General features: G+C 63.0%; 12 protein-coding genes. 10 read left to right on the top strand and 2 right to left on the bottom strand.

Translation table 11 applies throughout. The features are described from left to right. Positions 1-4 precede the first annotated feature (4 nt). The 6 genes from DX923_RS13800 to DX923_RS13775 all read left to right on the top strand — a co-directional run bounded on the left by DX923_RS13800 (position 5) and on the right by DX923_RS13775 (position 6,534). Complete coding sequence (locus tag DX923_RS13800) at positions 5-457, top strand: hypothetical protein (RefSeq protein WP_162873006.1); 453 nt, start codon at positions 5-7, stop codon at positions 455-457. A 90-nt stretch (positions 458-547) separates the two neighbouring features. Continuing rightward, positions 548-1,891 (top strand): S8 family serine peptidase, encoded by a 1,344-nt coding sequence (locus tag DX923_RS13795; RefSeq protein ID WP_162873005.1) that lies wholly within the window; start codon positions 548-550, stop codon positions 1,889-1,891. A 99-nt stretch (positions 1,892-1,990) separates the two neighbouring features. After that, positions 1,991-3,337 (top strand): S8 family serine peptidase, encoded by a 1,347-nt coding sequence (locus tag DX923_RS13790; RefSeq protein WP_162873004.1) that lies wholly within the window; start codon positions 1,991-1,993, stop codon positions 3,335-3,337. 180 nt (positions 3,338-3,517) lie between these two features. After that, on the top strand, positions 3,518-4,753 hold the full coding sequence (locus DX923_RS13785) for a S8 family serine peptidase (protein ID WP_162873003.1): 1,236 nt from the start codon (positions 3,518-3,520) through the stop codon (positions 4,751-4,753). A 256-nt stretch (positions 4,754-5,009) separates the two neighbouring features. Beyond that, complete coding sequence (locus DX923_RS13780) at positions 5,010-6,263, top strand: dienelactone hydrolase family protein (RefSeq protein WP_116115686.1); 1,254 nt, start codon at positions 5,010-5,012, stop codon at positions 6,261-6,263. A 58-nt stretch (positions 6,264-6,321) separates the two neighbouring features. After that, positions 6,322-6,534 carry a hypothetical protein gene (locus tag DX923_RS13775; protein ID WP_116115685.1) on the top strand — a complete coding sequence of 71 codons (213 nt, stop codon included), beginning with the start codon at positions 6,322-6,324 and terminating at the stop codon, positions 6,532-6,534. 71 nt (positions 6,535-6,605) lie between these two features. On the opposite strand, the gene DX923_RS13770 is transcribed toward DX923_RS13775, so the two are convergent. Beyond that, entirely contained in the window at positions 6,606-8,483 is a 1,878-nt protein-coding gene (locus tag DX923_RS13770) for an acyl-CoA dehydrogenase (protein WP_116115684.1), read from the bottom strand. A 344-nt stretch (positions 8,484-8,827) separates the two neighbouring features. Here DX923_RS13770 and DX923_RS13765 point away from each other — a divergent pair, with 344 nt between their 5' ends. Both DX923_RS13765 and DX923_RS13760 read left to right on the top strand, forming a co-directional pair. Further along, on the top strand, positions 8,828-9,463 hold the full coding sequence (locus DX923_RS13765; RefSeq protein WP_116115683.1) for a CYTH domain-containing protein: 636 nt from the start codon (positions 8,828-8,830) through the stop codon (positions 9,461-9,463). 162 nt (positions 9,464-9,625) lie between these two features. Then, on the top strand, positions 9,626-9,859 hold the full coding sequence (locus tag DX923_RS13760) for a hypothetical protein (RefSeq protein WP_116115682.1): 234 nt from the start codon (positions 9,626-9,628) through the stop codon (positions 9,857-9,859). Positions 9,860-10,031: 172 nt separating this feature from the next. Here DX923_RS13760 and DX923_RS13755 read toward each other — a convergent pair whose 3' ends face one another. After that, a complete protein-coding gene (locus DX923_RS13755) occupies positions 10,032-10,877 on the bottom strand; it encodes an SMP-30/gluconolactonase/LRE family protein (protein WP_116115681.1) in 846 nt (281 codons plus the stop codon). Positions 10,878-11,096: 219 nt separating this feature from the next. On the opposite strand from DX923_RS13755, the gene DX923_RS13750 reads away from it, so the two are divergent. Together DX923_RS13750 and DX923_RS13745 are read left to right on the top strand one after the other, a co-directional pair. Then, the gene (locus tag DX923_RS13750; RefSeq protein ID WP_116115680.1) at positions 11,097-13,205 is read left to right on the top strand and encodes a sensor histidine kinase; all 2,109 of its coding nucleotides are present in this window, start codon (positions 11,097-11,099) and stop codon (positions 13,203-13,205) included. Beyond that, positions 13,205-15,337, top strand: a complete 2,133-nt coding sequence (locus tag DX923_RS13745; RefSeq protein WP_162873002.1) for a sensor histidine kinase — start codon at positions 13,205-13,207, stop codon at positions 15,335-15,337. The genes DX923_RS13750 and DX923_RS13745 overlap by 1 nt, the downstream gene beginning before the upstream one ends. Positions 15,338-15,350 lie beyond the last annotated feature (13 nt).

Raw genomic sequence — 15,350 nt, 5'->3', positions numbered from 1 at the left:
GGACGTGTGGGTGATGGCGGAGAAAAGTTCTATGGAGGAATTTCCGAGCATTGAGTTGTGGTCGCGCCCGAATATTGAAGGGGTGCGGAGCGCTGGATTTCAGGTGGAACTCGACTCGTATCAGAAAACGTACAGCGAGTTGTACGCCTTGCATGAGAAATTGAAAGCGGCGAAGGAAGAAGCAACAGCGGCGAAAGCTAAAGTGGAAGCCGCGAAGCCTGGCGGGCAACTTGCAGGCGCGGTAGAAGGCTGGCAGAAAGCGCACTATGCGGCTGGATCTTTAGAGAAGAACGTTGAGAGGCTTGATGAGATGGTGAAGCGGGTATTGCACGGTTTGGTGGAGTCGCATACGGCGTATGTGCAGGCCGAGTCTCAAGGACGGGCTGGGTTGTCCAAAGCCGCGGTGGATCAGCAGACGATGAAGTCCTTTGACTGGAAAGAGGAATTCGACAAGTAGGGATAGTCAGTTAAGGATCAGTTCTTCTATCGGCGTTGCTGGCTGCTTTTTGTTCTCTTGGTGGGTGTGATGGTTTTTCGTGGTGGTCGTGTGTGGTGTGTTGGTGTGCTGGTGGTGGGGGTGGTGTGTGCGCCGGTGGCGGCTGCTGCGGGGGTGTCTCCGGCTGGTGGGGTTTCGGGTGCCGGAGTGGTGGCTTCGTCGGTGGTGGAGCTGAAGTTGGCGGAGCCGTTGTCGCCGGAGGAGAAGCGGCGGTTGGTGCGGGAGCGGTCGTGGTGGATTCCTGGTTTGGGGGTGGATCGTTCGGTGCAGGTGTCGAGCGGGGCTGGGGTGAAGGTGTGTGTGATTGATTCGGGGGTGGATGCGACGCATCAGGATTTGGTGGGGATCCGTTTTGAGGGGGGCGCTGATTTTTCGGGTAAGGGTGCTCCGGATGGGTTGAAACCGAATACGGAGCATGGGACGTCGATGGTGGGTTATATCGCTGGTCGGGGTTCTGGTCCGGGGCGTTCGCAGGGGATTATTGGGGCGGCGCCGGATGCGACGATCATGTCGGTGTCTTCCGTGGTGGGTTTATCGACGCCCCCTGAGGTGATGGCGAAGGCGATTAGTTATTGCGCTGCTCAGGGTGCGAAAGTCATCAATATTTCCCAAGCTGGTTCTGCGAACGATGCTAAAGCGCGCGCGTTGATTGAGGCTCAGGAGAAAGACGTGGTCGTGGTCGCGGGGGCAGGTAATGAGCAGGGCATCGACGGAGGTGCTTGGGAACATACTTTTGGGGTGTTGCAGGTGGGTGGGGTGATGGCGGATTTGCAGATGGATCCGAAATCGAATCGGGGAATTAGGAAGATGGAAGGGTTTATTAACGGTCAAGGGAATGCTCTCTGTGGGCCGTATTCGGTGAAGTCGGGGGTGCCGATTCCTGGTGCGTCGCCGAGTGGGGGTTATGTGAAGACGGGTGGTGGTACTTCAGCGGCGACGGCGGTGGTGTCGGGGGTGGTGGCTGCGGTGCGGTCGAAGTATCCGGAGCTTTCGGCGGGTCAGGTGATTCGTCGGGTGTTGGCGACGGCGAAGCGGGATGGGTCTGGTCCGGTGCCGGATGAGAAGTGTGGGTGGGGTGTGGTGGATGCGTATGCGGCGGTGACGGCGGATGTCCCGGCAGGGGGTAAGGAGAACCCGTTGGGGAAGCTGCGTTTTGGGGATAAAGCTCTTCATCGTCCAGAGCATGTGGAGTCGATGGGTGAGTGGGATCGGTCGTATAAGCCGACGAGTAACCGACTTGAAGAGCGCGCCGCTTGGGAGGCTGAGAAGGCTGAGAAAGCGCGGTCGGTGGAGTTGCGTAAGCAGTTGAGGGTCGTAGGGGGCGTGGCCGTGGTTTTGGCTGCGGTGGGTGGTGGCATTTTCTGGTGGCGACGCCGCCGTTCTTCTGCCCAATGATTTTGGGCGTGACTTTCTGTTTTTGAGGGTGCCTCTTTGTCTGTTTGGCGGGGTGGGCGTGGGCGTTGGGTGGGTGTGATGTTTGTTCGTGGTGGTCGTGTGTGGTGTGTTGGTGTGCTGGTGGTGGGGGTGGCATGTGCGCCGGTGATGGCTGCTGCGGGGACGTACCCGACTGGTGGGGTTTCGGGTGCCGGAGTGGTGGCTTCGCCGGTGGTGGAGTCGAAGTTGGCGGAGCCGTTGTCGCCGGAGGAGAAGCGGCGGTTGGTGCGGGAGCGGTCGTGGTGGATTCCTGGTTTGGGGGTGGATCGTTCGGTGCAGGTGTCGAGCGGGGCTGGGGTGAAGGTGTGTGTGATTGATTCAGGGGTGGATGCGACGCATCAGGATTTGGTGGGGATCCGTTTTGAGGGAGGCGCTGATTTCTCGGGTAAGGGGTCGCCGGATGGATTGAAACCGAATACCGAGCATGGGACGTCGATGGTGGGTTATATCGCTGGTCGGGGTTCTGGTCCGGGGCGTTCGCAGGGGATTATCGGAGCGGCTCCGGATGCGACGATCATGTCGGTGTCTTCTGTGGTGGGTTTGTCGACGCCTCAGAACATTATGGCGAAGGCGATTAGTTATTGCGTGGCCCAGGGCGCGAAAGTCATCAATATTTCCCAGGCTGGCGGGTTGAGTCTTGATAAGGCGCGGGCGTTGATTGAGGCGCAGGAGAAAGACGTTGTGGTGGTGGTTGGTGCGGGGAACAGCGGGAGGACTGATGGGGGTGCATGGAGAGAGGCTTTTGGTGCTTTGCAGGTGGGTGGGGTGATGGCTGATTTGCAGTTGGATCCGGAATCGAATCGGGGGGTACAGAAGAGGGAGGGGTTTGTTTATGGTCAGGGGAATGCTCTTTGTGGGCCTTTTTCGGTGAATCAGAAGACGCCGATTCCGGGGGTGTCGCCGAGTGGTGGTTATGTGAAGTCGGGTGGTGGTACGTCGGGGGCGACGGCGGTGGTGTCGGGGGTGGTGGCTGCGGTGCGGTCGAAGTATCCGGAGCTTTCGGCGGGTCAGGTGATTCGTCGGGTGTTGGCGACGGCGAAGCGGACTAGTGACGGTGCGGTGCCGGATGAGAAGTGTGGGTGGGGTGTGGTGGATGCGTATGCGGCGGTGACGGCGGATGTCCCGGCGGGGAGTAAGGAGAACCCGTTGGGGAAGTTGAAGTATGGGAATGGTGCGATTAATCGTCCGTCGCATGTGGAGTCGATGGGTGAGTGGGATCGGTCGTATAAGCCGACGAGTAACACTATTGAAGACCGCGAAGCTGCGGAGGCTGAGAAGGCTGAGAAGGCGCGGTCGGTGGAGTTGTGGAAGAAGTTGAGGGTTGCAGGGGGTGTGGCCGTGGTTTTGGCTGTGGTGGGTGGTGGCATTTTCTGGTGGCGTCGTCGTAGCCGTTCTTCTGCTCAGTGATTTTGGGTGTGACTTTCTGTTTTTGAGGGTGCCTCTTTGTCTGTTTGGCGGGGTGGGCGTGGGTGTTGGGTGGGTGTGATGGGTTTCCGTGGTGGTCGTGTGTGGTGTGTTGGTGTGCTTGCGGTGGGGGTGGTGTGTGCTCCGGTGGCGGCTGCTGCGGGGGCCTCTCCGGCTGCTGGGGTGGTGGCTTCGCCGGTGGATGATCGGCAGGCTGCTGCGGCGAAGCGGGGTTTGGCGCGGGAGTTGTCGTGGTGGATTCCTGGTTTGGGGGTGGATCGTTCGGTGCAGGTGTCGAGCGGGGCTGGGGTGAAGGTGTGTGTGATTGATTCGGGGGTGGATGCGACGCATCAGGATTTGGTGGGGATCCGTTTTGAGGGGGGTGCTGATTTTTCGGGTAAGGGTGCTCCGGATGGGTTGAAGCCGAATACGGAGCATGGGACGTCGATGGTGGGTTATATCGCGGGTCGGGGTTCTGGTCCGGGGCGTTCGCAGGGGATTATCGGAGCGGCGCCGGATGCGACGATCATGTCGGTGTCTTCCGTGGTGGGTTTATCGACGCCTCAGAACATTATGGCGAAGTCGATTAGTTATTGCGTGGCACAGGGCGCGAAAGTCATCAATATTTCCCAGGCTGGCGGCTTGAATAATGATAAAACGCGGGCGTTGATCGAGGCGCAGGAGAAAGACGTTGTGGTGGTGGTTGGTGCGGGGAATAGTGGGCTGACTTATGGGGGTGAGTGGAGAGATGCTTTTGGGGTTTTACAGGTGGGTGGGGTGATGGCGGATCTGCAGTTGGATCCGGAATCGAATCGGGGGATTAAGAAGAGGGAGGGTCTGGTCAATGGTCAGGGGAATGCTCTTTGTGGGCCGTATTCGGTGAATCAGAAGACGCCGATTCCTGGTGCGTCGCCGAGTGGTGGTTATGTGAAGACGGGTGGTGGTACGTCGGGGGCGACGGCGGTGGTGTCGGGGGTGGTGGCTGCGGTGCGGTCGAAGTATCCGGAGCTGAATGCGGGTCAGGTGATTCGTCGGGTGTTGGCGACGGCGAAGCGGAATGGTGATGGTGCGGTGCCGGATGAGAAGTGTGGGTGGGGTGTGGTGGATGCGTATGCGGCGGTGACGGCGGATGTCCCGGCGGGGGGTAAGGAGAACCCGTTGGGGAAGTTGAAGTATGGGAATGGTGCGATTAATCGTCCGCCAGACGTGGAGTCAATGGGTGAGTGGGATCCGTCGTATAAACCGACGAATAACTTTATCGAAGACCGCGAAGCTTGGGAGGCTGAGGAAGCTGAGAAAGCGCGGTCGGCGGAGTTGTGGAAGAAGTTGAGGGTCGCAGGGGGTGTGGCCGTGGCTTTGGCTGCGGTGGGTGGTGGCATTTTCTGGTGGCGACGCCGTAGCCGTTCTTCTGTCAGGTGAGGCCGGGGATGCTTCGTTCTCGGTGTGGTCATCCCCGCACCGTCAGAGGAAGCGAGCCTGAGGGTTCAGACAGGCGACGAACCAGGGGCTGACCGTGCGGCGACCAGCGGCGACCCATCACCCCACCAGATATATGACATTTCGTAGGGAACTCTTGGATTCCGTTGCGCGTAGAGGCAATACGCGGGCGTAAGTCCCGTGAACATGCCACGGAGGCGATGGCGCCTCCGGCAGACCGTAAAGGGAGTGCTTCTCTATGCAGATCCGGTTATGTGCAGCTGTCGCAGCCGCAGTGCTCGGCGCAGGGCTCATCACCGTCCCGGCCTCGGCCGCCACCGAACCGCTCAAGGAAGGCGATTCGCAGATGGTGGCCTACTCCTTCAAACCGGGGATGATCAAAGCCGGACGGACGGCGAAGGACAATGCTGCGCTAAGCCGATTCGACGGAGTGCTCACCGTGCCCAAGGCTCCAGGGAAACACCCGGTCGCCGTCATCGTGCACGGCTCCTACGCCAACTGCGTCTGGTACGGGCACGGTCAGCAGATCGCCCAGGACGCCAACACGGTCGCCTGGCCTGAAGCCTGCGGCACCAAGAAACCCTCCGAACGCAACGGCTTCTCCTCCGGAGCCGACCACGTCCGACATGAAGCCGGGTTCGCTTACCTGGCAAAGCATCTCGCCGACCGGGGGATCGCCACCGTCGCGATCGACGTCTCCACCAAGGACGCCCTGTGGACCGGGTCGATCGACCGGGACAAGGCACAGAGCCTGCTGGTCGATGAACACCTCCGGTTGCTGAAAGACCTCGACGCGGGCAAGGAACACGGCATCAAGCTGCCCGCTTCGGTCAAGGGCCGCCTCGACCTGTCCCGGGTGGCACTGGTGGGACACGGCAGCGGTGCCACCTGGGCCGCTGAGCAGTGGAACCGGGGTGCCCTGCCCGGGCTGAAAGCCGCCGTCGCACTGCAACCGGTCGTCCAGCCCTCCTTGCGGACGACCAAGGCCACCACCCCGATCATGTACCTGGGTGGAGAATGCGACGAACAGGCAAAGATCTCCGGTGTCGCCAAGTACGCCGCCGAGGCAGGAAAATACGCCCCGAACGCTCCGATCGTCTTCGGAACCTCAGGGCACACCACGCACGCCGGACTGGTCGGCGGATTGGACTCGCACAAGATCGGCCTCGTCCGCCCGGTGAAGACCCCCGGCTGCGCTGACGGCAAACTGCTGCCGAAGAAGGACATGCGCGGGCAGAACGCCCAAGTCGTCGGAGACTTCCTGACCAAGGCGCTCACCGGCTCCGCCGACTACTCCTTCGGCATCGGTGAGAAATCTCCGGTGGAGATGAAAGCGATCACCGAGGCCGCGAAGGTCAAGACGCACAAGGTGAGCAAACTGCCGCAGGACATCTCTGCCCGCTCGGTGAACTTCCAACAGATCGACGAGCAGTTCCTCCCGGCGCTGCCCGCCGGAGTGAAGATCCACACCAGCGACCTGCAGCGCGACTGACCCACACCGCCGCGCTGCCGACCGGGCTCTCGGCCGGCGGCGCGGTTACGCTCACCGCATGGGCTTGGGTCTGCTGCTCCTCACTGCCGGGGCATTCCTCCGTTTCGTGCTCGGACGCTACGAAGGCATGCTCGGTGCCTATGACACCCCGGGCACGGTGCTCATGTGCACCGGCGTCATCGCGATGGTGGTCGCTGTGGCTCAGTACGCGATCGGAACACCGCACGTGGAACGCGCCGAGACCCCCATCGGCTCCGCGCCGGACGAATGACAGGCCCCGGCATACGACCGTCGAGGTCGATGCCAGAGCCCGTACGCCCTGCCTGAGAACCGCCCCTGAGATCAGAAAGCGCTCTCCGGGACATCCATCAGCCGGTTGTCGGTGCCCTCGGCGATCACCCGTTCCGCAGCGATCCGCGGCAGCACCGTCTGAGCGAAGAAACGTGCCGCAGCGACCTTCCCCGTGTAGAAATCGACATCCTCCCCGGCCGCGCCACCGGCGAGCTTCGCCGAGGCCACATCCGCCTGCTTCAACAACAACCAGGCGATGATCACGTCACCGGCAGCCAGGAGCAGCCGGGTTGTGTTCTGCCCGATCTTGTAGAGATTGGTCAGATCGGCCTGGTCGCCCGCAGTACGCGGGTCCGAAGCCATCGCCGCCCCGATCATCCAGGCGATGATCCCCTGCAGGTCCTCGATGCTCCTGCCGAGAAGCTCCCGCTCCCGGGCCAGCTCGTCCTGCCCCTCGGGGGCGGCCATCGTCTTGGCCATCTCCCCGGCCAGAGCCTGCAAAGCCTGACCTTGATCACGCACGATCTTCCGGAAGAAGAAGTCCTGCCCCTGGATCGCGGTGGTCCCCTCGTAAAGGGTGTCGATCTTGGCGTCGCGGACGTACTGCTCGACCGGATAGTCCTGCAAGAAACCCGACCCACCGAAAGTCTGGAGGGACTCGGTACCCAAGAGCACCCAGGCGCGTTCTGAACCGCAGCCCTTGACCAACGGGAGCAACAGATCGTTGATCCGGGCCACCAAATGCTCGGGAGACCCCTTCTCCGGGTCCTGTCCGTCGTGGGTGAGCCGGTACTGGTCGACGATGTCCTGCTGGACAGCGGCATAGAGCACGAGCGCCCGCAAGCCCTCGGCGTAGGACTTCTGCAACATGAGGGACCGGCGTACGTCCGGGTGCTTGATGATGGTCACCCGCGGCGCGGACTTGTCGGTCATCTGGGTCAGGTCGGCTCCCTGGACACGTTCCCGGGCGTACTCCAGGGCGTTGAGATATCCGGTGGACAAGGTGGCGATCGCTTTGGTGCCGACCATCATGCGGGCATATTCGATGACCCGGAACATTTGCGCCGTGCCGTCATGGACATCACCCACCAGGGTACCGACGGCCGGTTCTTTCTCACCGAAGCGGAGCTCACAGGTCGTGGAGACTTTCAAACCCATCTTGTGTTCCACATTGGTGACATAGGCGCCATTGCGTTCGCCGGGTTCACCGGTTTCGGGATCGATATGGAATTTGGGGACGACGAAAAGGGAAAGACCCTTGGTGCCGGGGGCAGCTCCTTCAGGGCGGGCGAGAACGAGATGGATGATGTTCTCCATCAAGTCGTGTTCTGCGGAGGTGATGAATCGTTTGACACCTTCGATGTGCCATGTTCCGTCGGGCTGCTGTACCGCTTTGGTGCGTCCCGCGCCGAAGTCCGATCCGGCATCGGGTTCGGTGAGCACCATGGTCGCGCCCCACTGGCGTTCCACCATGTGCTGGGCGATCTTCTGCTGTTCGGCATTGCCGAGCTCGTGGAGCACCCGAGCGAAACCGTAACCGGCGGTGTACATGTAGACAGCCGGATTGGAACCGAGGACGAGCTCGGAAACAGCCCAGTTCAGTGAGGGCGGGGCGACGGTTCCGCCGAGTTCACCGGGGACCGAGAGCATGCCCCATCCGGCATCGGCATAGGCCTTGTAGGACTTCTTGAAGGATTCCGGCATGGTGACCGTGCCGGTCTGCGGGTCGAAGACCGGCGGGTTGCGGTCCGAGTCGTAGAAGCTGTCGGCGAGTTCGTTCTCGGCCAGGCGGACGACCTCGCGGAGGATCTCGCGGGCGGTATCGGCGTCGACGTCCTCGTAAGGGCCGGTGCCGAGAATTTCTTGGCGGTCGAGAACCTCGAAGAGATTGAATTCGAGGTCGCGCAGGTTGCTCTTGTAGTGGCCCATCTTTGGTGTACCCCTTAGTCGTCGCTGCGGCGGTCTGCGCCGGGTGGTGATAAATGGCCGGTCTATGGCTGGAGGGTCGCCTGAATGTCGCCGGTCGCACCCCCGAGGGGTCGGTGTCTCACGCGGCGCTTACTCGTCGGTAACAGCGACTATCGCTTCAGGTTGAGGCGCCTGGCAACCCCGTGCCGCATACCTGTGATGGACCTCACCGGCATATTCTTGGACCACTGCTTCTGATCCTTCAGGGCCACGTTCATAGTTTTCTTTAAGATGAATAAAAGATAACGAAAGCATAAATTACTTGGGTTGTGCATCTTCGACAGCCCTCGGGAAGAATCACCTCCATGGCGACCGCACAGGACGAAACCGAACGCACCTTCGACGTACCCGACACCTGGACCTTCCCCCACCTCATCGGCGTCGGCGCCACCCAACACATCACCGACCCCCGCAGCTTCACCCAGACCGCCACCTACTTCGACACCCCGGACCTGACGCTGCTCCGCGCCCGCCACACCCTGCGACATCGCCTCGGCGGCCTCGACGCAGGCTGGCATCTCAAACTCCCCCGCAAGGGCGACACCCGCCGAGAGATCCACGAACCCCTCGGAGACGACCCGACCGACATCCCCCCCGCCCTCATCGCCCACGTCGCCCACCTGACCAACGGCGAAACACTCATCCCCGTCACCGTTCTGAAGACCCTCCGCACCCGTCGAGAACTCCTCGACGCTCAAGGCGGACCCATCGCCGAGATCGTCGACGACGCCGTGGAGAACACCCTCCTCATCGACCCCGGCGACAGCCGATGGCGAGAGATCGAACTCGAACTCGGGCCCGCAGGGACCCCCCAGGACTTCGACCTGATCACCGAGGCACTCCTGAACAGCGGACTCAGCCTGGCCGAGATGCCCAGCAAACTCGGCAGAGCCCTCGCCGAACCACTCGCCCGCCGCAGCACACCCCCTCAGATCCCCTGACCGTCAGGGCCTCTGCCCGCCCGGGAGAACAAGCGGACACCCTGCCCCCGCCGACGCCCCGGAGCTCACCGGTACGAACGACCAAATTTTCCTCAACCGACCCTCCGACCAGCCGAAACAACTGCTACCGAAAGTTCACGTCAGCAGATCACGGGGGAGCACATGTCGATCGCCGTACACCGACCAGGGCGTCCCGAACGCGTAGCCCTGGCACTGGTGTCCATCACCGGGAAAGGAAAAACACCGGACTCGCCGCTCACCACCAGTACGCCGATACCTGTCGACATCACCGTCGACGACCTGCGGATCGTCGACGCACTCCGTGAGGAAAGCGCCCAACTGGCAGCCCGGCTCGCCGGACTTGCCCGGCTGGAAGCCGAGATCCTCTCTCTGTGACCAGGCGTGACGTCGACCCTCGGAGGGGGAGCCGACGTCACGAACCCGCTCCCGGCGCACAGGGGCACCGGTCGCAGCGGGTTCACCGTCCCACGACAGGTGGCAGTCGAGGGACGAAGAGGACGGGACCCGGACAGACATCGGGTCCCGTCCTCTGCTGCGTACCCTCGACTCAGCCGGCGAAGACCCCCGGCAACTTGCCGGTCACACCCGGCTTCACCATGAACAAAGAACCCGCCTGCGGGTCCTCACCTTCAGGGACCCGCTCCCGCGATGTCGTGATGAACAACTGGTCCAGATCATCACCACCGAAGGTGCACGCCGTCACCTTGCGGGCCCCGACCTCGATCACCTCGGCCAATTCGCCCGACGACGTGTAATGCTCGACCCGGCCACCATTCGCGATGGCCGTCCACACCCCGCCCTCGGCGTCGACGACGAGTCCGTCAGGACGTCCGCCATCGGGGATGTTCACGAAAGGACGTCGTTCGCTCAGCCCGCCCTCGGCAGTCCAGTCGAAGACGTCGATCCGGCAGGTGTCGGTGTCGACGTAGTAGGCCAAAGAGCCATCGGGCGACCAGTCGAGGCCATTGCTGATCGTCAGGCCGTCAAGCACCTGGGTGACCTTGCGCTCCGGGGTGATCCGGAACATCGAGGCCGCGCCTTTTGTTCTGTCATAGGCCATCTGACCTGCGTACATACTCCCGTCGGGTGCGCACGCCCCCTCGTTCATCCGCAGCCCCGGATCCTCCCAGATGCTGGGCAGCCGGGTCAGGGTGCCATCACCGTCGACGAGAGCGAAACCACGTTCCACGGCGACGATCATCCCGCCGCGTTCCCGCGGGCGGACACAAGCCGCCACCCGGTCGACCTTCTGACGGCTGGAGCGGCCCGACATATTGATCGAGATGATCTCGCCGTCCAACATGTCGACGCAACGTAGCCCACCCCAAGCAGGCCACCAACAGGGACCTTCCATGTGATAAGCGATGACATCGGTGATGCGTTCTGCACGCACAGCAACCTCCCGGAAGAACACGACCGGCAACAGTGGCGCCGGGATAGACGTAGACCAAGGTAAGGGCTATTCGACGGCTCGTGCGATATCCGTCACGTCCAGTTGTCCCACGCCTCTTCCACCGCTCATGGCGTCGGCGAGCAGCTCGCCCCTTCCGAGAGCTCAAAGCGTTCGCCGGACAGCCGATGTGACGGGCGAACACAGGGGGAGGTGGAGCGCGTGGTCCAGCGTGCCAAGAGTGCACGTATGCCGGGTGACATCACGGAGTGGGGCGTCCAGCATCGCATCTCTGCTGCGGACATCTCTCCTCGGACGGTCATGCCGGTCGCGGTGAACACCGCCCGCCCGCACATCGCGACCACCGCACGAATCGTGGCGGCAGTACTGGCCGGAATCGGTGGTTTCGCCTTCGTCCGAGAGAGCACCGGGCTGTCCTCGTGGTGGATCCTCCACGCGGTGTTCTTCGTCGAAGCAGCCTGCGCCTGGGATGGCAAAGGCCTGCGGAATCGCACGTTGTGGTCACGATATGCGCAGGTCACCGCTGGATTCTCGGGTGGTGCAGCCCTTTGCTTCGTGGCTGGTTGGGCGCCGGTCGTCAGCCCGCTCACCTTGACGAAAGTCATCCTGGCCAATGCGCTGGGAGCGCTGACCGCCGTCACCCTCTACCGTTTCCGCGGGCTGGGCGAGTCATGGTTTCCCCGGGACGTCGGTGAATCGTTGTGGTTGATGACCGCGGTCAGTCTGGCTCCGATAGTGACCCTCCTTCTGGGTGGATTCCCGCATGAGGAAGACCCCGCTGCCTTCATCTCCGAGGTCGACATCTGGGCCTATTCCCGTGGTTTTGCTTCGCTGGCCGTCGCTGCGAACTGCGTCCTGCCGCTGTATTTCCAAGGAATGCCCTCACTGCTCACACCGTTGCGGCTCCGGTGGTGGCCTTTCTTCATCGCCGGGACAACCTTTGCTCTGGCATCCCCGTACATCTGGCCGCAACAGCCGTTGAGCTGGCAGTACCTCGTGCCATTGGCCGTCGCAGGGGCTTTGATGACGCCGAGGTGTGTCATCTGGGTGACCCTCTCCGTGGCCTTCCTGGTCGCCCTCCTGCCCTATCCGCCGGTGAACGCGGCACCACTCTTCGGAGTCGTCCGTCCGGAGGCATCCCTCGACCTGCTCCTCGGCTTCGCGAGCAATGTCTCGATGCTCATCGTCGTTTTCCGGATCGGGGAGTCCGCGCTGTCTTTGGCGACAGCTCAATATTCTGATGTGGAACGCTCCCAACGGGAGATCAGCGACGCCATCCTGGAGTCGATGTCGGACGGCCTGCTGATCACCGGTGAACAGGGCGTCGTCGTGCGCAGCAATGCCGCCTTGACCCAACTGCTCGGTCAGGAACCACCCAGCAAGGTCACCTTGGACTGGGCCCGTCGTCTACGTTTGCAGCTCGCCGACCGCGACCAGGACCTGACACCTCGCGACTATGCGCGCCTGATCAGACCGGTCCCGGGGACGATGCGTCGCATTCCGCTGACGATCAGCGATGAACAGGGCTCGGTACGTCGTCTGGCCGTGTCCACCCAAGACCTGGTCATGCGGGGGGTGCCCTTCACGCTGTGGCTCTTCCGCGATGTCACATCACGGCATGACCACCAACGTGAGTTGGAGTCCTTCGCCGGAACAGTCGCCCGCGACCTGAAAGGACCGTTGAGCGCGCTGACAGGATGGATGCAGACCGCTGACGCAGACCTGGCAGGAGCCGACGCCGACGCGGGGCGACACGCCCTGGAACGCGCGCACACTGCGGTTGCCCAGATGAGAGCCCTGATCGACGACTACCTCGCCTACACCGTCAGCCACTCCGGAGAACTGAACCTCGCCGAGGTGCCGATCGAGCAGATGGTGCAGGAGATCGCGACGATCTACGACTCGGACACACATCGGGCGGTCTTCGAGGTGGACGCACCCCACCCCGTGCACGCCGACGCGGCGCTGACCCGACAACTGTTGTCGAATCTGATCAGCAACAGCGTGAAATTCGTCAGGGACGAACAGGCTCCGTTCATCCGAGTGACGAGTCGGCCGGCCGGCCCGGACATGGTCGAGATCAGCATCGCCGACCGAGGAATCGGTTTGAGTCAGGCCGGACGGGAGCTGCTCTCCGCCGGGACCGAGACGTCAGGCGTCGGACTCGGGCTGGCGCTGTGCCGGGCGATCGTGACCCGCCACGGAGGCCGGATCGCTGCTACCGACAACGAATGGGGCGGAACGACCATTGCCTTCACCCTGCCTGCTGCGCCGGCGGACGCCCCCCAGGTCGCGGTGACGCAGCCGTGATGTCCTGGACATCTCCGCCACCGGCTGAGGGCAGGCCCCCAGGCCGTCGGGCCTTCGGCATGTCCTTCCGGCAGGCCTACCTGTGCGTGGTCGTCGTCTACCTGTTCAGCCTGGTGTGGAGTTTCGCGGTCTACGACGAAGCCGAACGGGTCTCCTTGTCCTGGACCCTGCCGCCGGCCCAGCTGGCCTTGCTCTCCTTGGTGTGGCCGCAACGTCGCAGCACGGCGGGCCGACCGGAACAGCGGACGAGACCTCGGAGCGCGGCAACGATGTTGACGCACGACCGCCGGTTGTGGTGGGGAACCTACCTTTTCCTCTGGGTCACTGCTGTCGGGGGTGGACTGGCCTTCCATCTGCCATTTCTTCCGCTGTTGTGGACGTCGACGAGTTCATTGGTGCTCTACTCACTACTCCTGGCCGCTTATCAACGATGGCGTCAGGGCGACGAGTGGTTTCCGCTCGCGCCACGCGACGTCATGCTCTTCACCTCATTGACGACGGTCTCCTCATGGGCCGCCGTCTACATCGGGGCGCTGCCCGGTATCGATCTGGGCGGACCGCATGACACCGAGTTGGCGGTGTGGTGGGCGACGCTGGTGCAGCTGACGCTGCTCTACGGGGGGCTCCTCGCCTTCGCCGCTGTTCACCCGCTGCGCATCGCAAGTTCCATCTACTACCCGATGCTCCTGCCGGTCACCGCGATAGCCTCCACAGCTTGCCTGGTCCTGCTGACCATCGAGTTCGAACAGCCCATCAAATGGCTCCTCTTCGTCCCCGCGCTGCTCATCGGGCTGACGCTGACCCCTCGCCGAGCCGCAGCCACACTTCTGCTTCTGCCCCTGTTCTCGCACAGCCTGAAACTCGCCCTGGTCGACGACAATGCGCCGACCTCGGAGATCATGCCCACCGCGGCGACCCAACTGCTGTACGTGGCAGGAGCTGTCCTGGGCTGTTTCCTCGTCGGCTACCGGGAATCCCACGCCCGTCTGGCCGAGCGCCTGGCCGAGGCCGCGAAAGAGGAGAACGCTCAGAACATCCTGCTCGATGCGGTGCTCTCCTCGATGGACGACGGGGTGCTCCTCATCGACGGTGAAGGCGAGGTGGTGTTGTCCAATCCGTCGGCACGCTCCCTGCTGGGGGCGCCGCCGACGAGCGTGGACACGGATCTCCCGGCGGAAGAGCGGTGGCTGGCGGCCTTCGCCGTCCGGGACGGAGCCGGTCACCTGATCGACGTCGGCGAATTCCGCAAGTGGCTGGACACCGGGCCGGAGGAGTCCTCGCACCTGGTGGTGTCGACGACAGGATCATCCCGGGTAGGCGCGGACACCGGGCAGAAAGACGTCGGCGGCGCTGAACAGAGGGTCGCGGCGACCCATCGGATGTTGGAACATCGGCGGAAACAGCTTCGGCTGATCCTGCTGCGGGATGTCACCGCCGAGCAGGCCCGAGAACAGGAACTGGAGGCTTTCGCCGGGACGGTGGCCCACGACCTGAAAGGACCATTGGCAGCGGTGGCCCTGTGGATGGACACCGCGGACATCGAGGCGGACGACGACATCCGGGCGGGACGACGCGCACTGGCCCGGGCGCTGTCGGCCGGGCAGCAGATGGGGAACATCATCGACGACTGCTTGGCGTACACGGTCGCCCGGGAAGGAGTCCTGCAGATCAGCGACTTGTCCCTTGCGGAGGTCACCCGGGAGATCGCCTTGTCGTACCACCATCGGGAAGGGGTGCACATCGAAGTGGACACCGACGCCGTGGTGCATGCCGACCCGACCTTGGTGCGTCGACTCATGGGAAACCTGGTGGGCAATGCGGTGAAATACGCCCGACCGGACGAGCCGGCCTGGGTGAGGGTGCGCTCCTGCCCGGCCGGATCACCCGGATGGGTACGAATTTTAGTTGAAGACAAAGGAATCGGTGTTGATGAAGAGGATGCCGCAGTGATCTTCACCCGCTTCGGACGCACCGCCAAAGGCGCAGCCGACCAACAAGGCACCGGGCTGGGCCTGGCCATGTGCCACTCCATCGTGGCCAGACACCACGGCAGAATCCGCGCCTACCGCAACGAATGGGGCGGGGCAACCTTCGAATTCACCCTCCCACAAGGACTGGCCCTGGTCAGCTGACCCCAGACGGCCC

The sequence above is a fragment of the Austwickia chelonae genome, assembly GCF_003391095.1.
Classification (GTDB): domain Bacteria; phylum Actinomycetota; class Actinomycetes; order Actinomycetales; family Dermatophilaceae; genus Austwickia; species Austwickia chelonae_A.
The sequence above is the reverse complement of the archived record's forward strand: the minus strand, read 5'-3'. Positions and strand labels throughout refer to the sequence as shown.

Coding starts and splice junctions, on each gene's coding strand:
- DX923_RS13780 (WP_116115686.1), top strand. CDS start 5,010: ATGCAGATCCGGTTATGTGCAGCTGTCGCAGCCGCAGTGCTCGGCGCA.
- DX923_RS13775 (WP_116115685.1), top strand. CDS start 6,322: ATGGGCTTGGGTCTGCTGCTCCTCACTGCCGGGGCATTCCTCCGTTTC.
- DX923_RS13770 (WP_116115684.1), bottom strand. CDS start 8,483: ATGGGCCACTACAAGAGCAACCTGCGCGACCTCGAATTCAATCTCTTC.
- DX923_RS13765 (WP_116115683.1), top strand. CDS start 8,828: ATGGCGACCGCACAGGACGAAACCGAACGCACCTTCGACGTACCCGAC.
- DX923_RS13760 (WP_116115682.1), top strand. CDS start 9,626: ATGTCGATCGCCGTACACCGACCAGGGCGTCCCGAACGCGTAGCCCTG.
- DX923_RS13745 (WP_162873002.1), top strand. CDS start 13,205: ATGTCCTGGACATCTCCGCCACCGGCTGAGGGCAGGCCCCCAGGCCGT.